The organism is Streptomyces orinoci (assembly GCF_003121295.1).
Lineage (GTDB): Bacteria > Actinomycetota > Actinomycetes > Streptomycetales > Streptomycetaceae > Streptomyces > Streptomyces orinoci.
In genome coordinates this window covers 850,650-865,288 of record NZ_PHNC01000031.1, presented here as the reverse complement: position 1 = coordinate 865,288, position 14,639 = coordinate 850,650, and the positions used below count along the sequence as shown (strand labels likewise).

At 70.6% G+C, this 14,639-nt stretch carries 15 protein-coding genes; 10 read left to right on the top strand and 5 right to left on the bottom strand.

Features of this window, described 5'->3' with window-relative positions; all coding sequences use genetic code 11:
* Positions 1-71: 71 nt before the first annotated feature.
* From CV755_RS26310 to CV755_RS37255, 3 genes are all read left to right on the top strand, one after another.
* Complete coding sequence (locus CV755_RS26310; protein WP_109282744.1) at positions 72-1,004, top strand: 1-phosphofructokinase family hexose kinase; 933 nt, start codon at positions 72-74, stop codon at positions 1,002-1,004.
* A 283-nt stretch (positions 1,005-1,287) separates the two neighbouring features.
* A complete protein-coding gene (locus CV755_RS26305; protein ID WP_109282743.1) occupies positions 1,288-2,112 on the top strand; it encodes a class II fructose-bisphosphate aldolase in 825 nt (274 codons plus the stop codon).
* Positions 2,033-2,365, top strand: coding sequence for a peptidase inhibitor family I36 protein (locus CV755_RS37255; protein WP_364852888.1), 333 nt, complete (start codon positions 2,033-2,035; stop codon positions 2,363-2,365). The genes CV755_RS26305 and CV755_RS37255 overlap by 80 nt, the downstream gene beginning before the upstream one ends.
* Positions 2,366-2,626: 261 nt before the next feature.
* On the opposite strand, the gene CV755_RS26295 is transcribed toward CV755_RS37255, so the two are convergent.
* Both CV755_RS26295 and cdgB read right to left on the bottom strand, forming a co-directional pair.
* Positions 2,627-3,601 (bottom strand): carbohydrate-binding protein, encoded by a 975-nt coding sequence (locus CV755_RS26295; protein WP_109282741.1) that lies wholly within the window; start codon positions 3,599-3,601, stop codon positions 2,627-2,629.
* Between the two features lie 141 nt (positions 3,602-3,742).
* Complete coding sequence (gene cdgB, locus CV755_RS26290; protein WP_109282740.1) at positions 3,743-5,470, bottom strand: diguanylate cyclase CdgB; 1,728 nt, start codon at positions 5,468-5,470, stop codon at positions 3,743-3,745.
* A gap of 357 nt (positions 5,471-5,827) precedes the next feature.
* Here cdgB and CV755_RS26285 point away from each other — a divergent pair, with 357 nt between their 5' ends.
* Positions 5,828-6,391, top strand: coding sequence for a flavin reductase family protein (locus tag CV755_RS26285; RefSeq protein ID WP_109282739.1), 564 nt, complete (start codon positions 5,828-5,830; stop codon positions 6,389-6,391).
* A gap of 48 nt (positions 6,392-6,439) precedes the next feature.
* Here CV755_RS26285 and arfB read toward each other — a convergent pair whose 3' ends face one another.
* Positions 6,440-6,868, bottom strand: a complete 429-nt coding sequence (gene arfB, locus CV755_RS26280) for an alternative ribosome rescue aminoacyl-tRNA hydrolase ArfB (protein ID WP_109282738.1) — start codon at positions 6,866-6,868, stop codon at positions 6,440-6,442.
* 193 nt (positions 6,869-7,061) lie between these two features.
* On the opposite strand from arfB, the gene CV755_RS26275 reads away from it, so the two are divergent.
* Both CV755_RS26275 and CV755_RS26270 read left to right on the top strand, forming a co-directional pair.
* Positions 7,062-7,637, top strand: coding sequence for a TerD family protein (locus tag CV755_RS26275; RefSeq protein ID WP_109282737.1), 576 nt, complete (start codon positions 7,062-7,064; stop codon positions 7,635-7,637).
* Positions 7,638-7,754: 117 nt separating this feature from the next.
* A complete protein-coding gene (locus CV755_RS26270) occupies positions 7,755-8,300 on the top strand; it encodes a GNAT family N-acetyltransferase (RefSeq protein WP_109282736.1) in 546 nt (181 codons plus the stop codon).
* 17 nt (positions 8,301-8,317) lie between these two features.
* On the opposite strand, the gene CV755_RS26265 is transcribed toward CV755_RS26270, so the two are convergent.
* On the bottom strand, positions 8,318-9,496 hold the full coding sequence (locus tag CV755_RS26265) for a serine hydrolase domain-containing protein (protein ID WP_109282735.1): 1,179 nt from the start codon (positions 9,494-9,496) through the stop codon (positions 8,318-8,320).
* Between the two features lie 175 nt (positions 9,497-9,671).
* Here CV755_RS26265 and CV755_RS26260 point away from each other — a divergent pair, with 175 nt between their 5' ends.
* Positions 9,672-9,857 (top strand): antitoxin, encoded by a 186-nt coding sequence (locus CV755_RS26260; protein ID WP_109282734.1) that lies wholly within the window; start codon positions 9,672-9,674, stop codon positions 9,855-9,857.
* A gap of 5 nt (positions 9,858-9,862) precedes the next feature.
* On the opposite strand, the gene CV755_RS26255 is transcribed toward CV755_RS26260, so the two are convergent.
* Complete coding sequence (locus CV755_RS26255; protein ID WP_241561397.1) at positions 9,863-10,423, bottom strand: GNAT family N-acetyltransferase; 561 nt, start codon at positions 10,421-10,423, stop codon at positions 9,863-9,865.
* A 334-nt stretch (positions 10,424-10,757) separates the two neighbouring features.
* On the opposite strand from CV755_RS26255, the gene CV755_RS26250 reads away from it, so the two are divergent.
* From CV755_RS26250 to CV755_RS26240, 3 genes are all read left to right on the top strand, one after another.
* Positions 10,758-12,305 carry a M4 family metallopeptidase gene (locus CV755_RS26250; protein WP_109283525.1) on the top strand — a complete coding sequence of 516 codons (1,548 nt, stop codon included), beginning with the start codon at positions 10,758-10,760 and terminating at the stop codon, positions 12,303-12,305.
* A gap of 48 nt (positions 12,306-12,353) precedes the next feature.
* Positions 12,354-12,851 (top strand): hypothetical protein, encoded by a 498-nt coding sequence (locus CV755_RS26245; protein WP_109282733.1) that lies wholly within the window; start codon positions 12,354-12,356, stop codon positions 12,849-12,851.
* A 76-nt stretch (positions 12,852-12,927) separates the two neighbouring features.
* Entirely contained in the window at positions 12,928-14,496 is a 1,569-nt protein-coding gene (locus CV755_RS26240; protein ID WP_109282732.1) for an MFS transporter, read from the top strand.
* Positions 14,497-14,639: the final 143 nt, after the last annotated feature.

Here is a 14,639-nt window from a genome sequence, read left to right as displayed (position 1 = left end):
GCATGATCGCTCCCGCAATCCCCATGGTGGGCAGTCTTCTGGTGGGAGCTTCGGGTGGGAGGGAGGCACCGGTGATCCTCACGGTCACGCTCAACGCCGCGCTCGATCTGACGTACCGGGTACCGCGGTTGCGCCCGCACAGCTCGCACCGGGTCACCCGGGTCGCCGAGCGGGCGGGCGGCAAGGGGCTGAACGTGGCGTGCGTACTGGCCGAGTTGGGCCATGACGTCACGGTCACCGGCTTCGCCGGCGGCCCCAACGGCCAGACCCTGCGCACCCTGCTGGCGGACGCCGCCCGGGGCCGGGCCGGGGTGCTGACCGACGCGCTGGTCCCGATCGCCGGCAACACCCGGCGCACGGTGGCGGTGGTGGACACGGCGGGTGGTGACACCACCCAGTTCAATGAGCCGGGCCCGGAGGTCTCGGCCGAGGAGTGGGCCGAGTTCACCGACCGCTACGCCCAACTCCTGGAGAGGGCCCGGGCGGTGGCCCTGTGCGGCAGCCTGCCGCCCGGGGTGCCGGTGGGGGCGTACGCGCATCTGGTACGCGCGGCACGGGCCCGGGAGGTGCCGGTGCTGCTGGACACCAGCGGGGAGCCGCTGCGCCGGGGGATCGCGGCGCGGCCGGACGCGGTCAAGCCGAACGCGGCCGAACTGGCGGAGCTGACCGGCTCCACCGAGCCGCTGCGGGCGGCGCAGGACGCGCGGCGCCGGGGTGCGTATGCGGTGGTGGCCTCGCTGGGGCCGGACGGGGTGCTGGCCGTCACCCCCGACGGGGCATGGCGGGCCGCCGCCCCGGAACGCCTCCCCGGCAACCCGACCGGCGCCGGTGACTCCGCGGTGGCCGCGCTGCTCTCCGGCTGGGTACGGGGCTTGCCCTGGCCCGAGCGGCTGGCCCGGGCCGTGGCCTTGTCGGGGGCGACGGTACGGGCGGCGGGGGCGGGCGAGTTCGACGGTGCCGCGTACGAGGCGCTGCTGCCGCGGGTGAAGGTCCTTCCCGCGTGAGGGTGCGGATTCCCTTGCCGGAGGCGGGCGTGCGTTGCCGGGTGCGGCGCCGTTTGCGCCTGCGGCGGGCTCACCCCACCCACGCACCACCCGTGACCGTTGCCGCGGTGGGTGAGGTCGCCAGTGGGGGCATCCGCCGTCGGCGTCCGCGGACCGTACGCCGCCAACGGCGGGCAAGCCCCACAGGAGAGCCCGGCCACCCGGCGCCGGGTCACGGGTGGTGCGCGGGTGGGAGCCAGACGCCCCGCAGGGGCGTGCCGCCCAACGAACAGGAGCTGAAACGATGCCACTGGCCAGAACCCACGAACTCCTGGCGCACGGCCCCGCATTCGCCTTCAACGTCATCACCATCGAGCACGCCGAAGCCATCGCCAGCGCCGCCGAAGCCGCCAACACCCCGGCCATCCTGCAAATCTCCGAGAACGCCGTGAAGTTCCACGGCGGCAACCTCACCCCGCTGGCAACGGCCACAGCAGCCGTGGCCCGCACGGCCGCCATCCCGCTCGCCCTCCACCTCGACCACGTCGAATCCGTGGAACTCCTCCACGCGGCCGCCGCGCATGACTTCAGCTCCGTGATGTTCGACGCGTCCCGGCTCCCCTACGCCGACAACGTCAAGGCAACCGCCGAAGCCGCCCGCTGGGCCCACCAGCGGGACCTCACCCTGGAAGCCGAACTGGGCCGCATCGGCGGCAAACCGGGCGACGCCCATACCCCCGGCGTCCGCACCGACCCCACCGAGGCGGCCCGCTATGTCGCCGAGACCGGCGTTGACGCCCTCGCCGTAGCCGTCGGCAGCTCCCACGCCATGACCACCCGTACGGCCACCCTCGACCACGCCCTGATCGGCGAACTCCACCGGGCCGTACCCGTCCCCCTGGTGCTGCACGGCTCCTCCGGCGTCCCGGACACCGAACTCCGCCGCGCCCTGGCCGCCGGGATCCGCAAGGTCAATGTGGGCACCGCCCTCAACCAGGCCTACACCGGCGCCGTCCGCGCCTTCCTGGAAGCGCACCCCTCGACCGTCGATCCCCGCAAGTACCTCACCCCCGCCCGCGAGGCGATGGCCTCGGCGGTGGCTACGTGCCTCCGAATCGGCGACAACTGACCGACAAAGCGGTCAGGTCTGCGGGTGGACGAAAGCCAACTTCCAGGGACGCAGGGCGTCCTACCGACCTGGCAACCTTGGATGCCACGAACTGACGGGCGCGGACCGCTCCGTATCCAACCAGACGAAGTACCGGGTGGTGCTCCGAAGCGGCGTGAATTGCGGGGATGGCAAGAGCATTGTGCTCACGCCTGGCCACTACATCGACAACGCCCCGTGGGCGGTCAAGTACGTAGAGATATGGGGGAAGTGACCCAGGAGTAGGCAGTTTGCAGGTTTGTGCGGGCAGGGACTGAGACAGCGGTCCCTGCCCGCATATTGGTGTCCGCCTCGTGTCCTGAGTTCATGATGCGGAGGCAGTAGGGAGCGAGGGGCGCGAGGGCCTCGTCAGCGGTCTTGTGCCCCGCAAACGGTGGGGACGCTCAGTTCGGCGAACCACCACTCCGCAGGTTGGGCCAGCAGGATCCGGCCGGGGCCAAGTGCAGTTGGAACAGGGTTGGGCCCGCAGCCAGGTCTAGCCCTTCGTCTGCCCCGGCTTCAGCCACATCTGGTCGAGATTGAAGTTGCACTGATTGCCCTGCTCACAGGACAACTTCACGGTGTTGGAGCCCTTCTTCAGGCTTATCCAGGCCCAGGTGTGGGTCCATCGGTCCCACTCACCGGCCTTCGCCTGGGCGAAGTTCTTCATACTCAGCACCTGGTCGCGCCGTTCACCGTTGATCCATATCGTGGAGTTGGCGTCCACACCCGGCACGCCGTAGGTCACCACGAGCGTGTAGTCGCCGCCGTCCGGGACGTTGACGGTCCACTCCACGGCCGCCCCCGGCTTGTTCATGCCGGTGATGTACGTACCGCCGTCCGCTTGCGCGCCCTTGATGTCCTTGGCTGTGGTGGCCCCGCCCATCAGCTTCAGGCTGGCCGCGTCCCGCTTCAACTCCCCGGCCGCAGACTGGTCCTTGGAGTCGTCCGAACCGTCCTTCTTGCCCGTCGGCTTGTCCTTGGACGGCGAACTCGGCTGACTGGTGCTGTTGGCCGCGTTGGACTTGTCGTCGGAGTTGCCGGAGTTGGTGAGCATGGCCACACCGATGCCGCCCGCGACGACCAGCACCACGGCTATCGCGGCCACCAGCAGCCCGCGCCGCTTGGGGCGTTCGGCGGCGGCATGGCCGCCGTGGCCGGAGGCGGGGTGGCGGGGGGCGCCGCCGGGGAGCGTTTCCGGGGCCGCGTAGTGCGGGGCGGGCTGGTGCGCGGGCATCGGCTGCCCGCCGCCGTAGGTACCGCCCGGCGTCTGGCCGCCGTAGGTGCCGCCCTGCGGGCCGTACTGGCGCGAGCCCACCGGGCGGACCTGGTTGTACGACGTGCGCGGGACCCCGGGCTGCGGCGCGGACGCAGCGCCGTCGCCACCCTGCTCGCCGCCCTCCGAGCGGTACAGGTAGGCGAACGGGTCGTCGTCCTGCGGCGTGCCCGTGCCATTGTTACCGGCCGTCATCCCGTGTCACTCCCCAAGTGGTCCGCCCGTCGGCACCCCTGCTCTGCTCGCCCGGTCCGCGGTGTCGGGAGCCGGTCCGGCCACCACGGTCGGCGGCGGTGCCGCATCGGCGCAGCCTACCCGAGCGAGATGAGAACAGGCTCAGCCCGCCCGCCGCCCGGCCTTCGCCCGGGACCTCTTCTCCACATACATCCGCTGGTCCGCAGAGCGCAGCACCTCGTCCGCGGACATTCCGCAGCCCGCCCAGCCGATGCCGAAGCTGGCACCGACCCGCACCGCCCGGCCGTCCACCCGGATCGGCGGGATGATCGCGTTGCGCAGCCGGACCGCGAGATCCTCCGCGTCCGCGCGGCCCAGCCCGTCGGCCAGCACCACAAACTCGTCGCCGCCCAGCCGGGCCACCGTGTCCCCGTCGCGGACGCCGCTGGTCAGCCGGCGGGCCACCTCGATCAGTACCGCGTCACCGGTGTGGTGGCCGAACCGGTCGTTGATCGACTTGAAGCCGTCCAGGTCGCAGAAGAGGACGGCCAGGCCCTTGGCCCCGTCGTCGCTGGCCTCGTCCAGGGCGATGGTGTGCTCATGGTGGTCATAGGCGCCCTCGTCCCAGTAGTCGCCGCCGGAGGGCTCGCGGAACTCCTCGGCGACGGGCTCCGGGGCGCTGCCGGGGACGCCCTCGCCGCCGAAGCCATGGCCGTACCCGGCGGTGGACACCAGGCTGGTGACCTCGGCGAAGCCGTCCAGCCGGCCGAAGGGGGAGAGCGCCGAGAGCGCCTCGCTGCCCGGCGGACGGGAGCACAGCCGGCTGCTGAGCCGGGCGCGCAGCTCGGCGCTGTTGGGCAGGCCGGTCAGCGAGTCATGGCTGGCGCGGTGGGCCAGCTGGAGCTCGTGCCGCTTGCGGTCCTCTATGTCCTCGACATGGGTCAGGAGGTAGCGGGGGCCGTCGGCGGCGTCGGCGACCACCGAGTTGCGCAGCGAGACCCAGACATAGCTGCCGTCGCGGCGCTGGAGGCGCAGCTCGGCCCGGCCGCCCTCGGCGGAGGTACGCAGCAGGGTGCCGATGTCCTCGGGGTGGACCAGGTCGGAGAAGGAGTAGCGGCGCATCTGCGAGGCCGAGCGGCCCAGCAGCCGGCACAGCGCGTCATTGGCCCGGTGCAGCCGGCCGTGCTGGTCGCCGCCCATCTCGGCGATGGCCATACCGCTGGGCGCGAATTCAAATGCCTGCCGGAAGCTTTCCTCGCTGGCGCGCAGCGCCTGCCCCTCACGTTCCAGCCGGACCAGGGCCCGCTGCATATTTGCGCGTAGATGAGCGTTACTGATCGCCACCGCCGCCTGGAACGCATACATCTGCAAAGCCTCGCGCCCCCAGGCGCCGGGGCGGCGTCCGTTGCGCGGCTTGTCTACGGATATGACCCCGAGCAGCTCCCCGCCGGCCGTTCCGGCGGTGTACATCGGGGCGAAGAGGCGGTCCATGGGGTGCCACTCGTCGGGAAAGCGCGGCGCCGGGCCGGTGGTGTGCCACTGCGGGACATCGTCGTCGTCCAGCACCCATCCCTCGGTGTACGGGATGAAGCGCAGCTCACCCCAGCGGTCGCCCATCGCCAGCCGGCGCTCCCAGGACACCCTGGAACCGACCCGTCCGGCCAGGAAGGCTTCGGCGCTGGCACTGCCCGCCACCGCGGCCACCACCAGATCACCGTCCGGCCGCACCAGATTGACCGCCGCGAGCTCATAGCCCAGGCCGGACACCACGCCGTCGGCGACGGTCTGCAGGGTGTCGGCGAGGCTGCGTGCGGTGTTCAGATCCGCCACGGCCTGGTGGACCTGCCTCAAGGTCGCCAGGCGTACATACGGTTCCGACTCGGACTCCATAGCTCGCTCTCCCCCGAGACCTCGACAGCTACTCCAGATTTTCTTGTCGTCCACTTACCACGCCACTGAATCACAGCGAGCTGACAACTCGGTACACAGGGTCAACAAATACCCGCCTCTGTGAGTCATGTCACAGCGCGTGACGAAGCCGCCCCGACCTGGGGCTTGAGCACCCTCTTACGCTTTCTCAACGCAAATTGGGCGGGGCCCTCATTGGGCTTGCGCGAATGGCGCACGGAATTGCTCGGGAAACGCGGAAGGCTTGTCCGGCGACCGCCGGGCCTAGGACCAATACCAGAAGCGAAGTGGGGCCGCAGCCCGATGCCGCCCCGTCCGCCGGGCGGCTAGCGTGCTCATGTGTTCCAGACGACCTGCGATACCACTCAGCCCCCCGTGCCCGGCATAGCGCATCCTGAAGGGGTGACCGCCGACGAGTTCCGCGCCGCCCTGGCCCGCCTCGCCGCGGGCGTGGTGCTGGTCACCGCGCACGACCCGGACGACGGTCCGCGCGGCGAGGACGTGGGGATGACGGCCACCGCCTTTGTCTCGGTCTCCCTGGAACCGCCGCTGGTGCTGGTCAGCGTGCGCAATGACTCCCGGATGGACGATCTGCTGGCCCGGGTGGACCGGTGGGCGGTCTCGGTGCTGGCCGAGGGGCAGCGCCAGACCGCGGGACGGTTCGCCATGAAGGGCCGGGTCAGCGACCGGCTGCTGTTCGCGGACATCCCCTGGGAGCGCGGCGCGGCATCCGGCGCACCGCTGGTCGGCGGGGCGCTGGCCACCCTGGAGTGCCGCACCGAGCAGCGGGTGCCGGCGGGTGACCACACGCTGGTGATCGGCCGGGTGCTGACGGCGCACGCGCCGGACTCGGAGGACGGGCCGCTGACCTACTTCCGCGGTCGCTACCGCCATCTGTCCTGAAAAGTCAGGACACTTGGGCAAGGTGGCGATGGGGCGGCCGGGCGCGGATCAGTGCCAGTCGCGGCCGGAGCGGCCCCGTTTGGTGTCGGCCCGCTGCTTCTTCTCGCGCAGCCGCCGCTCATTGATGCCGCGCGGGATCCGGGTCGGCTTACGGGGGCGCGGCGGCGGTGCCGTGGCCTCGGCCAGCAGCGTAGCCAGCCGCACCGCGGCGGCTTCCCGGTTGCGCCACTGCGAACGGTGCTCACTGGCCCGTACGCTCAGCACTCCCCCGCTGATCCGGCCCGCCAGCCGCTGCAGCGCCCGCTCCTTCCACACCGGCGGCAGGGCCTCGGTGGCGGCCAGGTCGAAGCGCAGCTCCACCTGACTGTCACTGGTGTTGACATGCTGGCCGCCCGGCCCGGAGGAACGCGAGAAACGCCACTGGAGCTCGGACTCGGGCAGCGTGACGGAACCGCGGATGACATAGGGACCGGACATGCCCCCATGGTCTTACGCCCGCCACCCCTGCGTCACCTCGATTTGCCCGGCCCGATGGCCGGTGTGGCGTGCGAAGCCGGTAAAGAAAGTAAAGGAATCCGGAACCACCCGGCCCGCGCCGGGCGTTGGGGAGGGTGACGGGCGGGCGGCCTCGCCCGGTCCGCGACTTCGGCTCGACGAGAGGATCTCAACCATGCCGGTAAGCCTGTCCAAGGGCGGCAATGTCTCCCTCACCAAGGAGGCCCCCGGCCTGTCGGCCGTCACCGTCGGCCTGGGCTGGGACGTACGCACCACCACGGGCACGGACTTCGACCTCGACGCCAGTGCGATCGCCGTGAACGCCGCCGGGAAGGTCTACTCCGACGCCCACTTCGTCTTCTTCAACAACAAGTCCACCCCGGACCAGTCCATCGTGCACACCGGTGACAACACGACGGGGCAGGGCGAGGGTGACGATGAGCAGATCAAGGTCAATCTGACCGCGCTGCCGGCCGATATCGACAAGATTGTCTTCCCGGTCTCCATCTATGACGCGGAGTCCCGCGCGCAGAACTTCGGCCAGGTGCGCAACGCTTATATCCGCATCGTCAACCAGGCCGGCGAGGCCGAGATAGCCCGTTACGACCTGAGCGAGGACGCCGCCACCGAGACCGCAATGGTCTTCGGCGAGCTGTACCGGCACGGCGCGGAGTGGAAGTTCCGCGCGGTGGGCCAGGGTTACGCCTCCGGCCTGGCAGGCATCGCCAAGGACTTCGGCGTCAACGTCTGAGGACGGCGACACCGTGGGTCGCCCCCGGGCGGAGTGACCCACGGCACTCATCCCGGTAGCGATCATTCCGTGCTCGAATGGGGCCGCGCTCAACCGCACGTCCCCTGGAGGGCCTTGATGACCGTCACCCTGCGCACCCCGGCCGCCGGCACCACCCCCGCGCTGCTGCTGCGTCCCTGGACGGAGCGGGACGCCGAGGCGCTGATCGAGGCCGCCGGGGACGCGGAATTGCGCCGCTGGACCTCGCTGGCGGTGGACGACGCCGAGGGCGCGGCGCACTGGCTGGGCAACCAGCGGGCCGGCTGGGAGAGCGGGCGGCGGCTGAGCTTCGCGGTGCTGGCACAGGAGGCGCTGGCGGCCCATGTGGTGGTCAAGTGGGCGGAGGGGGAACGCGGTCGGGCCTCGGTGGGCTACTGGACGGCGGCCCCCGCCCGCGGCCGGGGCGTGGCCCCGGCCGCGCTGACCGCCCTCACCGACTGGGTCTTCGAGACCTTCGCCGATGAGGGGCTTGAACGGCTGGAGTTGCGCCACCAGATGGGCAACCAGGGCTCCTGCCGGGTGGCCGAGAAGGCCGGTTACCACTTCGACCGGATGCTGGACCCCTGGCCGCCGCACTACTCCCAGCCGGGGCATGTCCACCGGCGCCTGCGCCCGGCGGCCTGACCCCCTTTCAACGGGCCCTACTTGCCGTTGAGCGCGGTCTTGAGGAAGGCCCTGGCGTCGTCGGCCGCCTTCGGGTTCGGGCTGAGGTCCAGGTTGCTGCCCAGGGCCAAGGTCACCTGCCGCTTTCCGTCTCCGGTGACAAAGCTGTAGGTGAGGTAGCCGGGGACGCTGCCGGTGTGACCGTACGCCCTGGCACGGGTGTACTCGGTGGTGCCCTCCAGACCCAGGCCGTAATAGCGGCCCGGGCGGTCCGCGCCGTCCGGGGTCACATTCCGCATCTCCTTGTTGAGCTTGGCCGGCAGCAGCTTGCCGCCCATCAGGGCACGGTAGAAGGTGTTCAGGTCATGGGCGTTGGAGACCACATTGCCGGGACCCCAGAAGACATTGGGGTCATACTCGGTGATGTCGGCGAACGGGTCGGTGGGCCGGGGGAACCGCTGGTAGCCATGCAGATGACGCCCGTCGATCCGGGACGTGGCAGGCATGGAGGTGTTCTTCAGGTGCAGCGGCCGGATGACGCGCTGATCGACCTGCTGGCCCAGGGAGTGGCCGGTGACACGCTCCACCAGCAGTCCCAGCACAACATAGTTGGTGTTGGAGTACTCCCACTTGCCCTTCTCGCCCGGCTTGAACTCCGAGGGCAGGGTCAGGGCCATCGAGACCAGCTGACGGTGGGTGTAGTGCTCGGTTCGCAGCTTGGTGAAGTCGCCGTGCCACTCCCCCATCAGCCGGTTCCGCAGGACGTCGAGGAAATCGGGCAGCCCGCTGGTGTGGTGCAGCAGCTGGCGCACCGTGATCTGCCTGCCGTAGTGGTCGGCCGGGATCAGCCCGGGGAGATAGCGGTCGATGCGGTCGTCCAGACCGATCTTCTTCTCCGCCACCAGCTGCAGCACGACCGTGGCCACCAGGCTCTTGGTGACGCTGCCGGCCCGGAACCGGTCGTCGGCGGACGGACGTTGCCGGCTGCGCAGGTCCTCCCGGCCCGCCGAGCCGCTCCAGACCCCGTGCTCGTCCCGCACCTCGGCCACCGCCCCGGGCACCCCGTCGGCCGCCAGCCGGTCCAGTGCCCGCTGCAGCGCGGTCCGGTCTACGGACCGGTGGTGGGCCTGCGCCGCGACGGCGGGCGCGGCCGTGGCAGCCAGCACGGTGGCGGCGAGCAGAGTGGTGACGGCGGTGGTCGTACGGGACGGCTTCATGGCGGCGCCGGGGCCTTTCGATCTTGAGCGGCTGATGCTCGATCACCGTAGGCCGCGGCGCGGAGTTCGTGATCATGCCAACGGAGGAGGGGCCCCCTACGGGTCCCCACCGGGATGCACAACGGGAGGAATGCCGTGATCCTGACTGAGTCAGACCTTTCCAAGGAGGACATCCATGTCCGTACTCGACAAGCTCAAGGGCCTGCTGCAGGGCCGCGAGGACCAGGCCCGCCAGGGAGTGGACACGGCCGGCGACGCGTTCGAAGCCGGCCCGGGAGGCGAGAGCCGGGCCGACGAGGCCGCCCAGCGCAGGCTCGACGAGCTGCTGGGCAACCGTCCGCCCACCGACGACCAGCCGTAACCCCCTCACCACAGCCTGTCGATCATCCCCGGGTGGAGCGCGATGCGGGCGTTCCGGAAGGACGCCGCCTCGCGCTGCGCCCGTTGCGAGAAGAATCCGGCCAGGGTCAGCTTGTCGAAGCCGGGAGCGTCGGAGGGGAACGGTTCCCGCGGCGTTCCGCCGATCAGCACGGCCCCGTCGAGGACCGCCCAGCCCGCGCTCTCATAGAAGCCGCGCAGCGGGCGGTCGCAGGTGAACAGCCCCAGGTCGGCGCCGCTGTCGGCGATGAACTCCCGGGCCGCCGCCACCAGTTGCCGCCCATACCCATGACCCCGGTGCGCCCGGCCGGTGACCACCGCGCTCAGCCCGGAGGCCCGGTAGCGGCGGCCCCGGTGGACGATCTCCTTGGACAGCACATCAAGTGCGGAAACCACCTCTCCGCGCTCTGACAGCAGCAGCATGGTCACCGGCTCCAGCGCCGGATCGTGCCCGCCACCGCCCGGCCACGCCTGCTCACGCAGCGTTCGCTCCTGAACTCCCCACCGCTCCGGCACATCTGCCGCCGCCCATACTCTGACCTGCGTCAACTCCCCTTCTTTCCAAGGCCCCGCCGGCTTTTGCCGGCGGGGCCTTTCCCGTGCGAGCGGCCCAGCTCCGGCCTTCCTAAACCAAGTTCCCCGAGCGCGACCGGAATTGAGCGTTCCTTGAATAACGCTAGATCACATCCTTGTTGCGCCCCTGTCAAAAGCGCGCTGTGGCTGGCACTCTCTCCTCAATTCGCTCCCGCACCTGGTGCACCAGCGGGCCGTCACCCCCCGGCGGTCCGAACCCCCCTCAGAGGAGACCGAGTTGAGAAGCAGCCTTATCGCCGGCCCCCGCAAGAACGCCCTGCGCGCCGCCGCGCTGGTCGCCTCCGCCGCGATGGTCGCGGTCGGTGTGCAGACCGGCTCCGCCACCGCCTCGGCTGATCAGGCGGGCGGGGCGCCGCTGGCACTGACCGCGGCCCAGCGGTCGGACGCCCTGGCCGGCGCCCAGCACCAGGCCGCCGCCACGGCCGCAAAGATCGGCCTGGGCGGCAAGGAGAAGCTGATCGCCCGCGATGTGATCAAGGACGCGGACGGCACGGTGCACACCCGTTATGAGCGCACCTACGACGGACTGCCCGTACTGGGCGGCGACTTGGTGGTCCACCAGGCCAGGAGCGGGGCCACCACGGTCACCAAGGCGACCGAGGAACGGATATCCGTCGCCTCCACCGACGCCCGTCTGACGCCCGCCACCGCTCAGCACAACGCGCTGAGCGCGGCCACCGCCGAGAAGACCGCGCAGGCCCGTACCGGCCAGGCCCCGCGCAAGGTGATCTGGGCCGCCCAGGGCAAGCCCGTCCTGGCGTACGAGACCGTGGTCACCGGCGTCCAGCCGGACGGCACGCCCAGCGAACTGCATGTGGTCACCGACGCGGCCACCGGCAAGAAGCTCTTCTCCCACGAGGCCATCGAGACCGGCACCGGCACCAGCACCTACAGCGGCAAGGTGCCGCTGGACACCACCAAGGCCGGTGGCAAGTACACCCTCAACGACGGCAAGCGCGGCGGCCACAAGACCTACGACCTGGGCGGCGGTTCCTCCGGCACCGGTTCGCTGTTCACCAACAGCACCGACACCTGGGGCGGCGGACGGCAGAGCGCCGGGGTGGACGCCCACTACGGCGCCGCGGTCACCTGGGACTTCTACAAGAATGTCTTCGGCCGCAGCGGCATCCGCGGCGACGGCAAGGCCGCCTACTCGCGCGTCCACTACGGCAACGGCTATGTCAACGCCTTCTGGGACGACAGCTGCTTCTGCATGACCTATGGCGACGGCCAGGGCAACAGCCACCCGCTGACCTCCCTCGATGTGGCCGCCCATGAGATGACCCATGGTGTCACCGCGGCCACCGCCCGGCTGGTCTACAGCGGGGAGTCCGGCGGCCTCAACGAGGCCACCAGCGACATCTTCGGCAAGGCCGTGGAGTTCTACGCCAACAACCCGGCGGTGCCCGGCAACTACTTCGTCGGGAAGCAGATCGACATCTTCGGCAACGGCAAGCCGCTGCGCTATATGGACAAGCCGAGCAAGGACGGCCGTTCCAAGGACTACTGGTCCTCCGGCATCGGCGGCATCGATGTGCACTACTCCTCCGGCCCGGCCAACCACTTCTTCTATCTGCTGTCCGAGGGCAGCGGGAAGAAGACCGTCAATGGCTTCAGCTATGACAGCCCCACCGCCGACGGCTCCAAGCTGGCCGGCATCGGGCGGGACAAGGCCGAGCGCATCTGGTTCAAGGCGCTGACCACGTACTTCACCTCCACCACCAACTACAGGGCGGCCCGCACCGGCACCCTCCAGGCCACCGCCTCGCTCTACGGCAACAACAGCAAGGAGTACAAGGCGGTCGCGGCCACCTGGACCGCGATCAACGTCAAGTAGCCGCTCGCTGGGACGGGGCACCGGCGGGAGCGTGACACCATCGAGGGCGTGATCGACCTCGGCTACTCGCTCTCCCGCCGCTTCCCCGACCCCCCGCAGACCGACTACCGCACCGCCGATGTCCGGGCCCTGCGGCACGACCTGTTCTGCGGCGATGTCTACCTCGCCGACACCGAGGCGGACCGGGAAGTGTCCACAGCCTGGGGATGGGTGCCGGTGCTGGACTTCGCCTGGGCGCTGTGCGACATCGTGGAACGGCTGGACCGGGACCCGCGCGGCAGCCGCTCGGCCACCCCGGTCTTCGCCGAGCTGGACTTCACCGAGTCCACCGACTGCATGCTCTTCGAGCGCCGCTTCGGCTGGGTGGAGGTCAGCGCCGACTGGATGCCGGCCGACGAGCCCCCGCTCACCTTCAACCACGCGGAGCTGCGCCGGGAGGCCCGGGACTTCCTGCACGACCTGATCGCCGACCTGGCCGATATGCACGAGGGCCTGGCCGACAACCCCATCATCTGGGACCTTCAGTCCCGCTTTCCCCGGGTGTGACGGCCGGCGGCACGGAGGGCTCAAGTCCGGGCAAACTCGGCGCGCGCCCCCCGATGGCCGCACCTACGCTGAGTGCATGGGCTCGACCAGCGCATCCAGCGAACCCCCCATACCCCCTTCGGCCCCCTCCCCCGCATCCGCTTCCGAGGCCGACCCCCGCCGCTGGTGGGGACTGGTGTTCATCGCTCTGGCGCAGCTGATGGTGGTCCTGGACGCCACCATCGTGAATATCGCCCTGCCCTCCGCCCAGCGCCAGCTGCATATGTCCGACGCCAACCGGCAGTGGGTGATCACCGCCTACACCCTGGCCTTCGGCGGCCTGCTGCTGCTCGGCGGCCGGATCGCCGACCTGGTGGGACGCCGGCGCACCTTTCTGGCCGGACTGGCCGGGTTCGCGGTGGCCTCGGCCCTGGGCGGCGCCGCCCGGACCGACTGGCAGCTGTTCGGCGCACGAGCCCTGCAAGGGGTCTTCGCCGCCGTCCTGGCCCCATCCGCGCTGTCCCTGCTGACCACCACCTTCACCGACCCCCGGGAACGCGGCAAGGCCTTCGGCGTCTACAGCGGCATCGCCGCCGCGGGCTCCGCCATCGGCCTGCTGGCCGGCGGGCTGCTCACCGAGTACCTCAACTGGCGCTGGTGCCTCTATGTCAACGCGCCCATCGCGGTGGCGGCCTCGCTGGGCGCCGCCTGGTCCCTGCGCAACCACCGCCCCCAGCAGCGCACCCGGCTGGACCTGCCCGGGGTACTGCTGGCCTGTTCCGGCCTGGTCGCGGTGGTGTACGGGTGCAGCGAGGCGGGGCCGCGCGGCTGGGACAGCCCGGTGGTGCTGGGGGTGCTCTGCGGCGGCGTACTCCTGCTCACCGCCTTCGGCTGGTGGCAGACCAGAGCGGCCGTCCCGCTGCTGCCTCCGCGCATCATCCGCGACCGCAACCGGGCCGGAGCCTTCCTCACCCTGGCGCTGTCGGTGATCGCCATGTTCGGGATGTTCCTGTATATGACCTACTACTTCCAGGGGGTGCTGGGCTACCGGCCGGTCACCGCGGGGCTGGCCTTTCTGCCGCTGTCCGTCACCATCGTCCTGACCTCGACCCAGCTCTCGTCCCGGCTGCTGCACCATCTGCCGCCCCGGCTGATGATCATGCCCGGCGCGCTGCTGTCGGCCGTCGGCCTGTTCCTGCTCACCTTCCTGCCGGTACGGGCCTCCTACGCGGCCCATGTGCTGCCCTCGATGATCCTCTTCGGCATCGGCATGAGCCTGACCTTTGTGGCGGTGATGGACACCGCCACCCGGGGCGTGGCGCCCTCCGACTCCGGCATCACCTCGGCCACGGTCAACACCTCGCAGCAGGTGGGGGGTTCCATCGGTACCGCGCTGCTCAACACGATCGCCACCAGCACGGCGGCCGCCTATATCGGCGGCCACCTCAGGGCGGCGGGCGGGGTGACCCCGGCCGTGCACGACGCCATCGTCAAACAGGGTGTGGTGCACGGCTTTCATGTGGGCCTGGCCTGGGCATCCGGCATCATGCTGCTGGCCGCGGCGACGTGCTGGACGCTGATCACGGCACCGGCGCCGAAGCATCGGGGGGCGCCCCCTCAGGGGCGCGGGGAACTACGCGACCAGCCACGCACGACCCGCACCTGAAAGCGGGGCGCAAGGCGCACCCTTCCAGGGGCGCGGGGAACTGCGCGACCAGCCACGCACGACCCGCACCCGAAGACAGCGCCCTGGGTGGCACACGCCTCATTCCACGTGCGGCCCGTCCTGGGCTGGTCGCGCAGTTCCCC

Excerpts from the sequence above, each read along its gene's own strand:
- CV755_RS26265 (WP_109282735.1), bottom strand. The coding sequence starts at position 9,496 with ATGAAGCCGTCCCGTACGACCACCGCCGTCACCACTCTGCTCGCCGCC.
- CV755_RS26305 (WP_109282743.1), top strand. The coding sequence starts at position 1,288 with ATGCCACTGGCCAGAACCCACGAACTCCTGGCGCACGGCCCCGCATTC.
- CV755_RS26275 (WP_109282737.1), top strand. The coding sequence starts at position 7,062 with ATGCCGGTAAGCCTGTCCAAGGGCGGCAATGTCTCCCTCACCAAGGAG.
- arfB (WP_109282738.1), bottom strand. The coding sequence starts at position 6,868 with ATGTCCGGTCCCTATGTCATCCGCGGTTCCGTCACGCTGCCCGAGTCC.
- CV755_RS26270 (WP_109282736.1), top strand. The coding sequence starts at position 7,755 with ATGACCGTCACCCTGCGCACCCCGGCCGCCGGCACCACCCCCGCGCTG.
- CV755_RS26295 (WP_109282741.1), bottom strand. The coding sequence starts at position 3,601 with ATGACGGCCGGTAACAATGGCACGGGCACGCCGCAGGACGACGACCCG.
- CV755_RS26260 (WP_109282734.1), top strand. The coding sequence starts at position 9,672 with ATGTCCGTACTCGACAAGCTCAAGGGCCTGCTGCAGGGCCGCGAGGAC.
- CV755_RS26250 (WP_109283525.1), top strand. The coding sequence starts at position 10,758 with ATGGTCGCGGTCGGTGTGCAGACCGGCTCCGCCACCGCCTCGGCTGAT.
- cdgB (WP_109282740.1), bottom strand. The coding sequence starts at position 5,470 with ATGGAGTCCGAGTCGGAACCGTATGTACGCCTGGCGACCTTGAGGCAG.
- CV755_RS26240 (WP_109282732.1), top strand. The coding sequence starts at position 12,928 with ATGGGCTCGACCAGCGCATCCAGCGAACCCCCCATACCCCCTTCGGCC.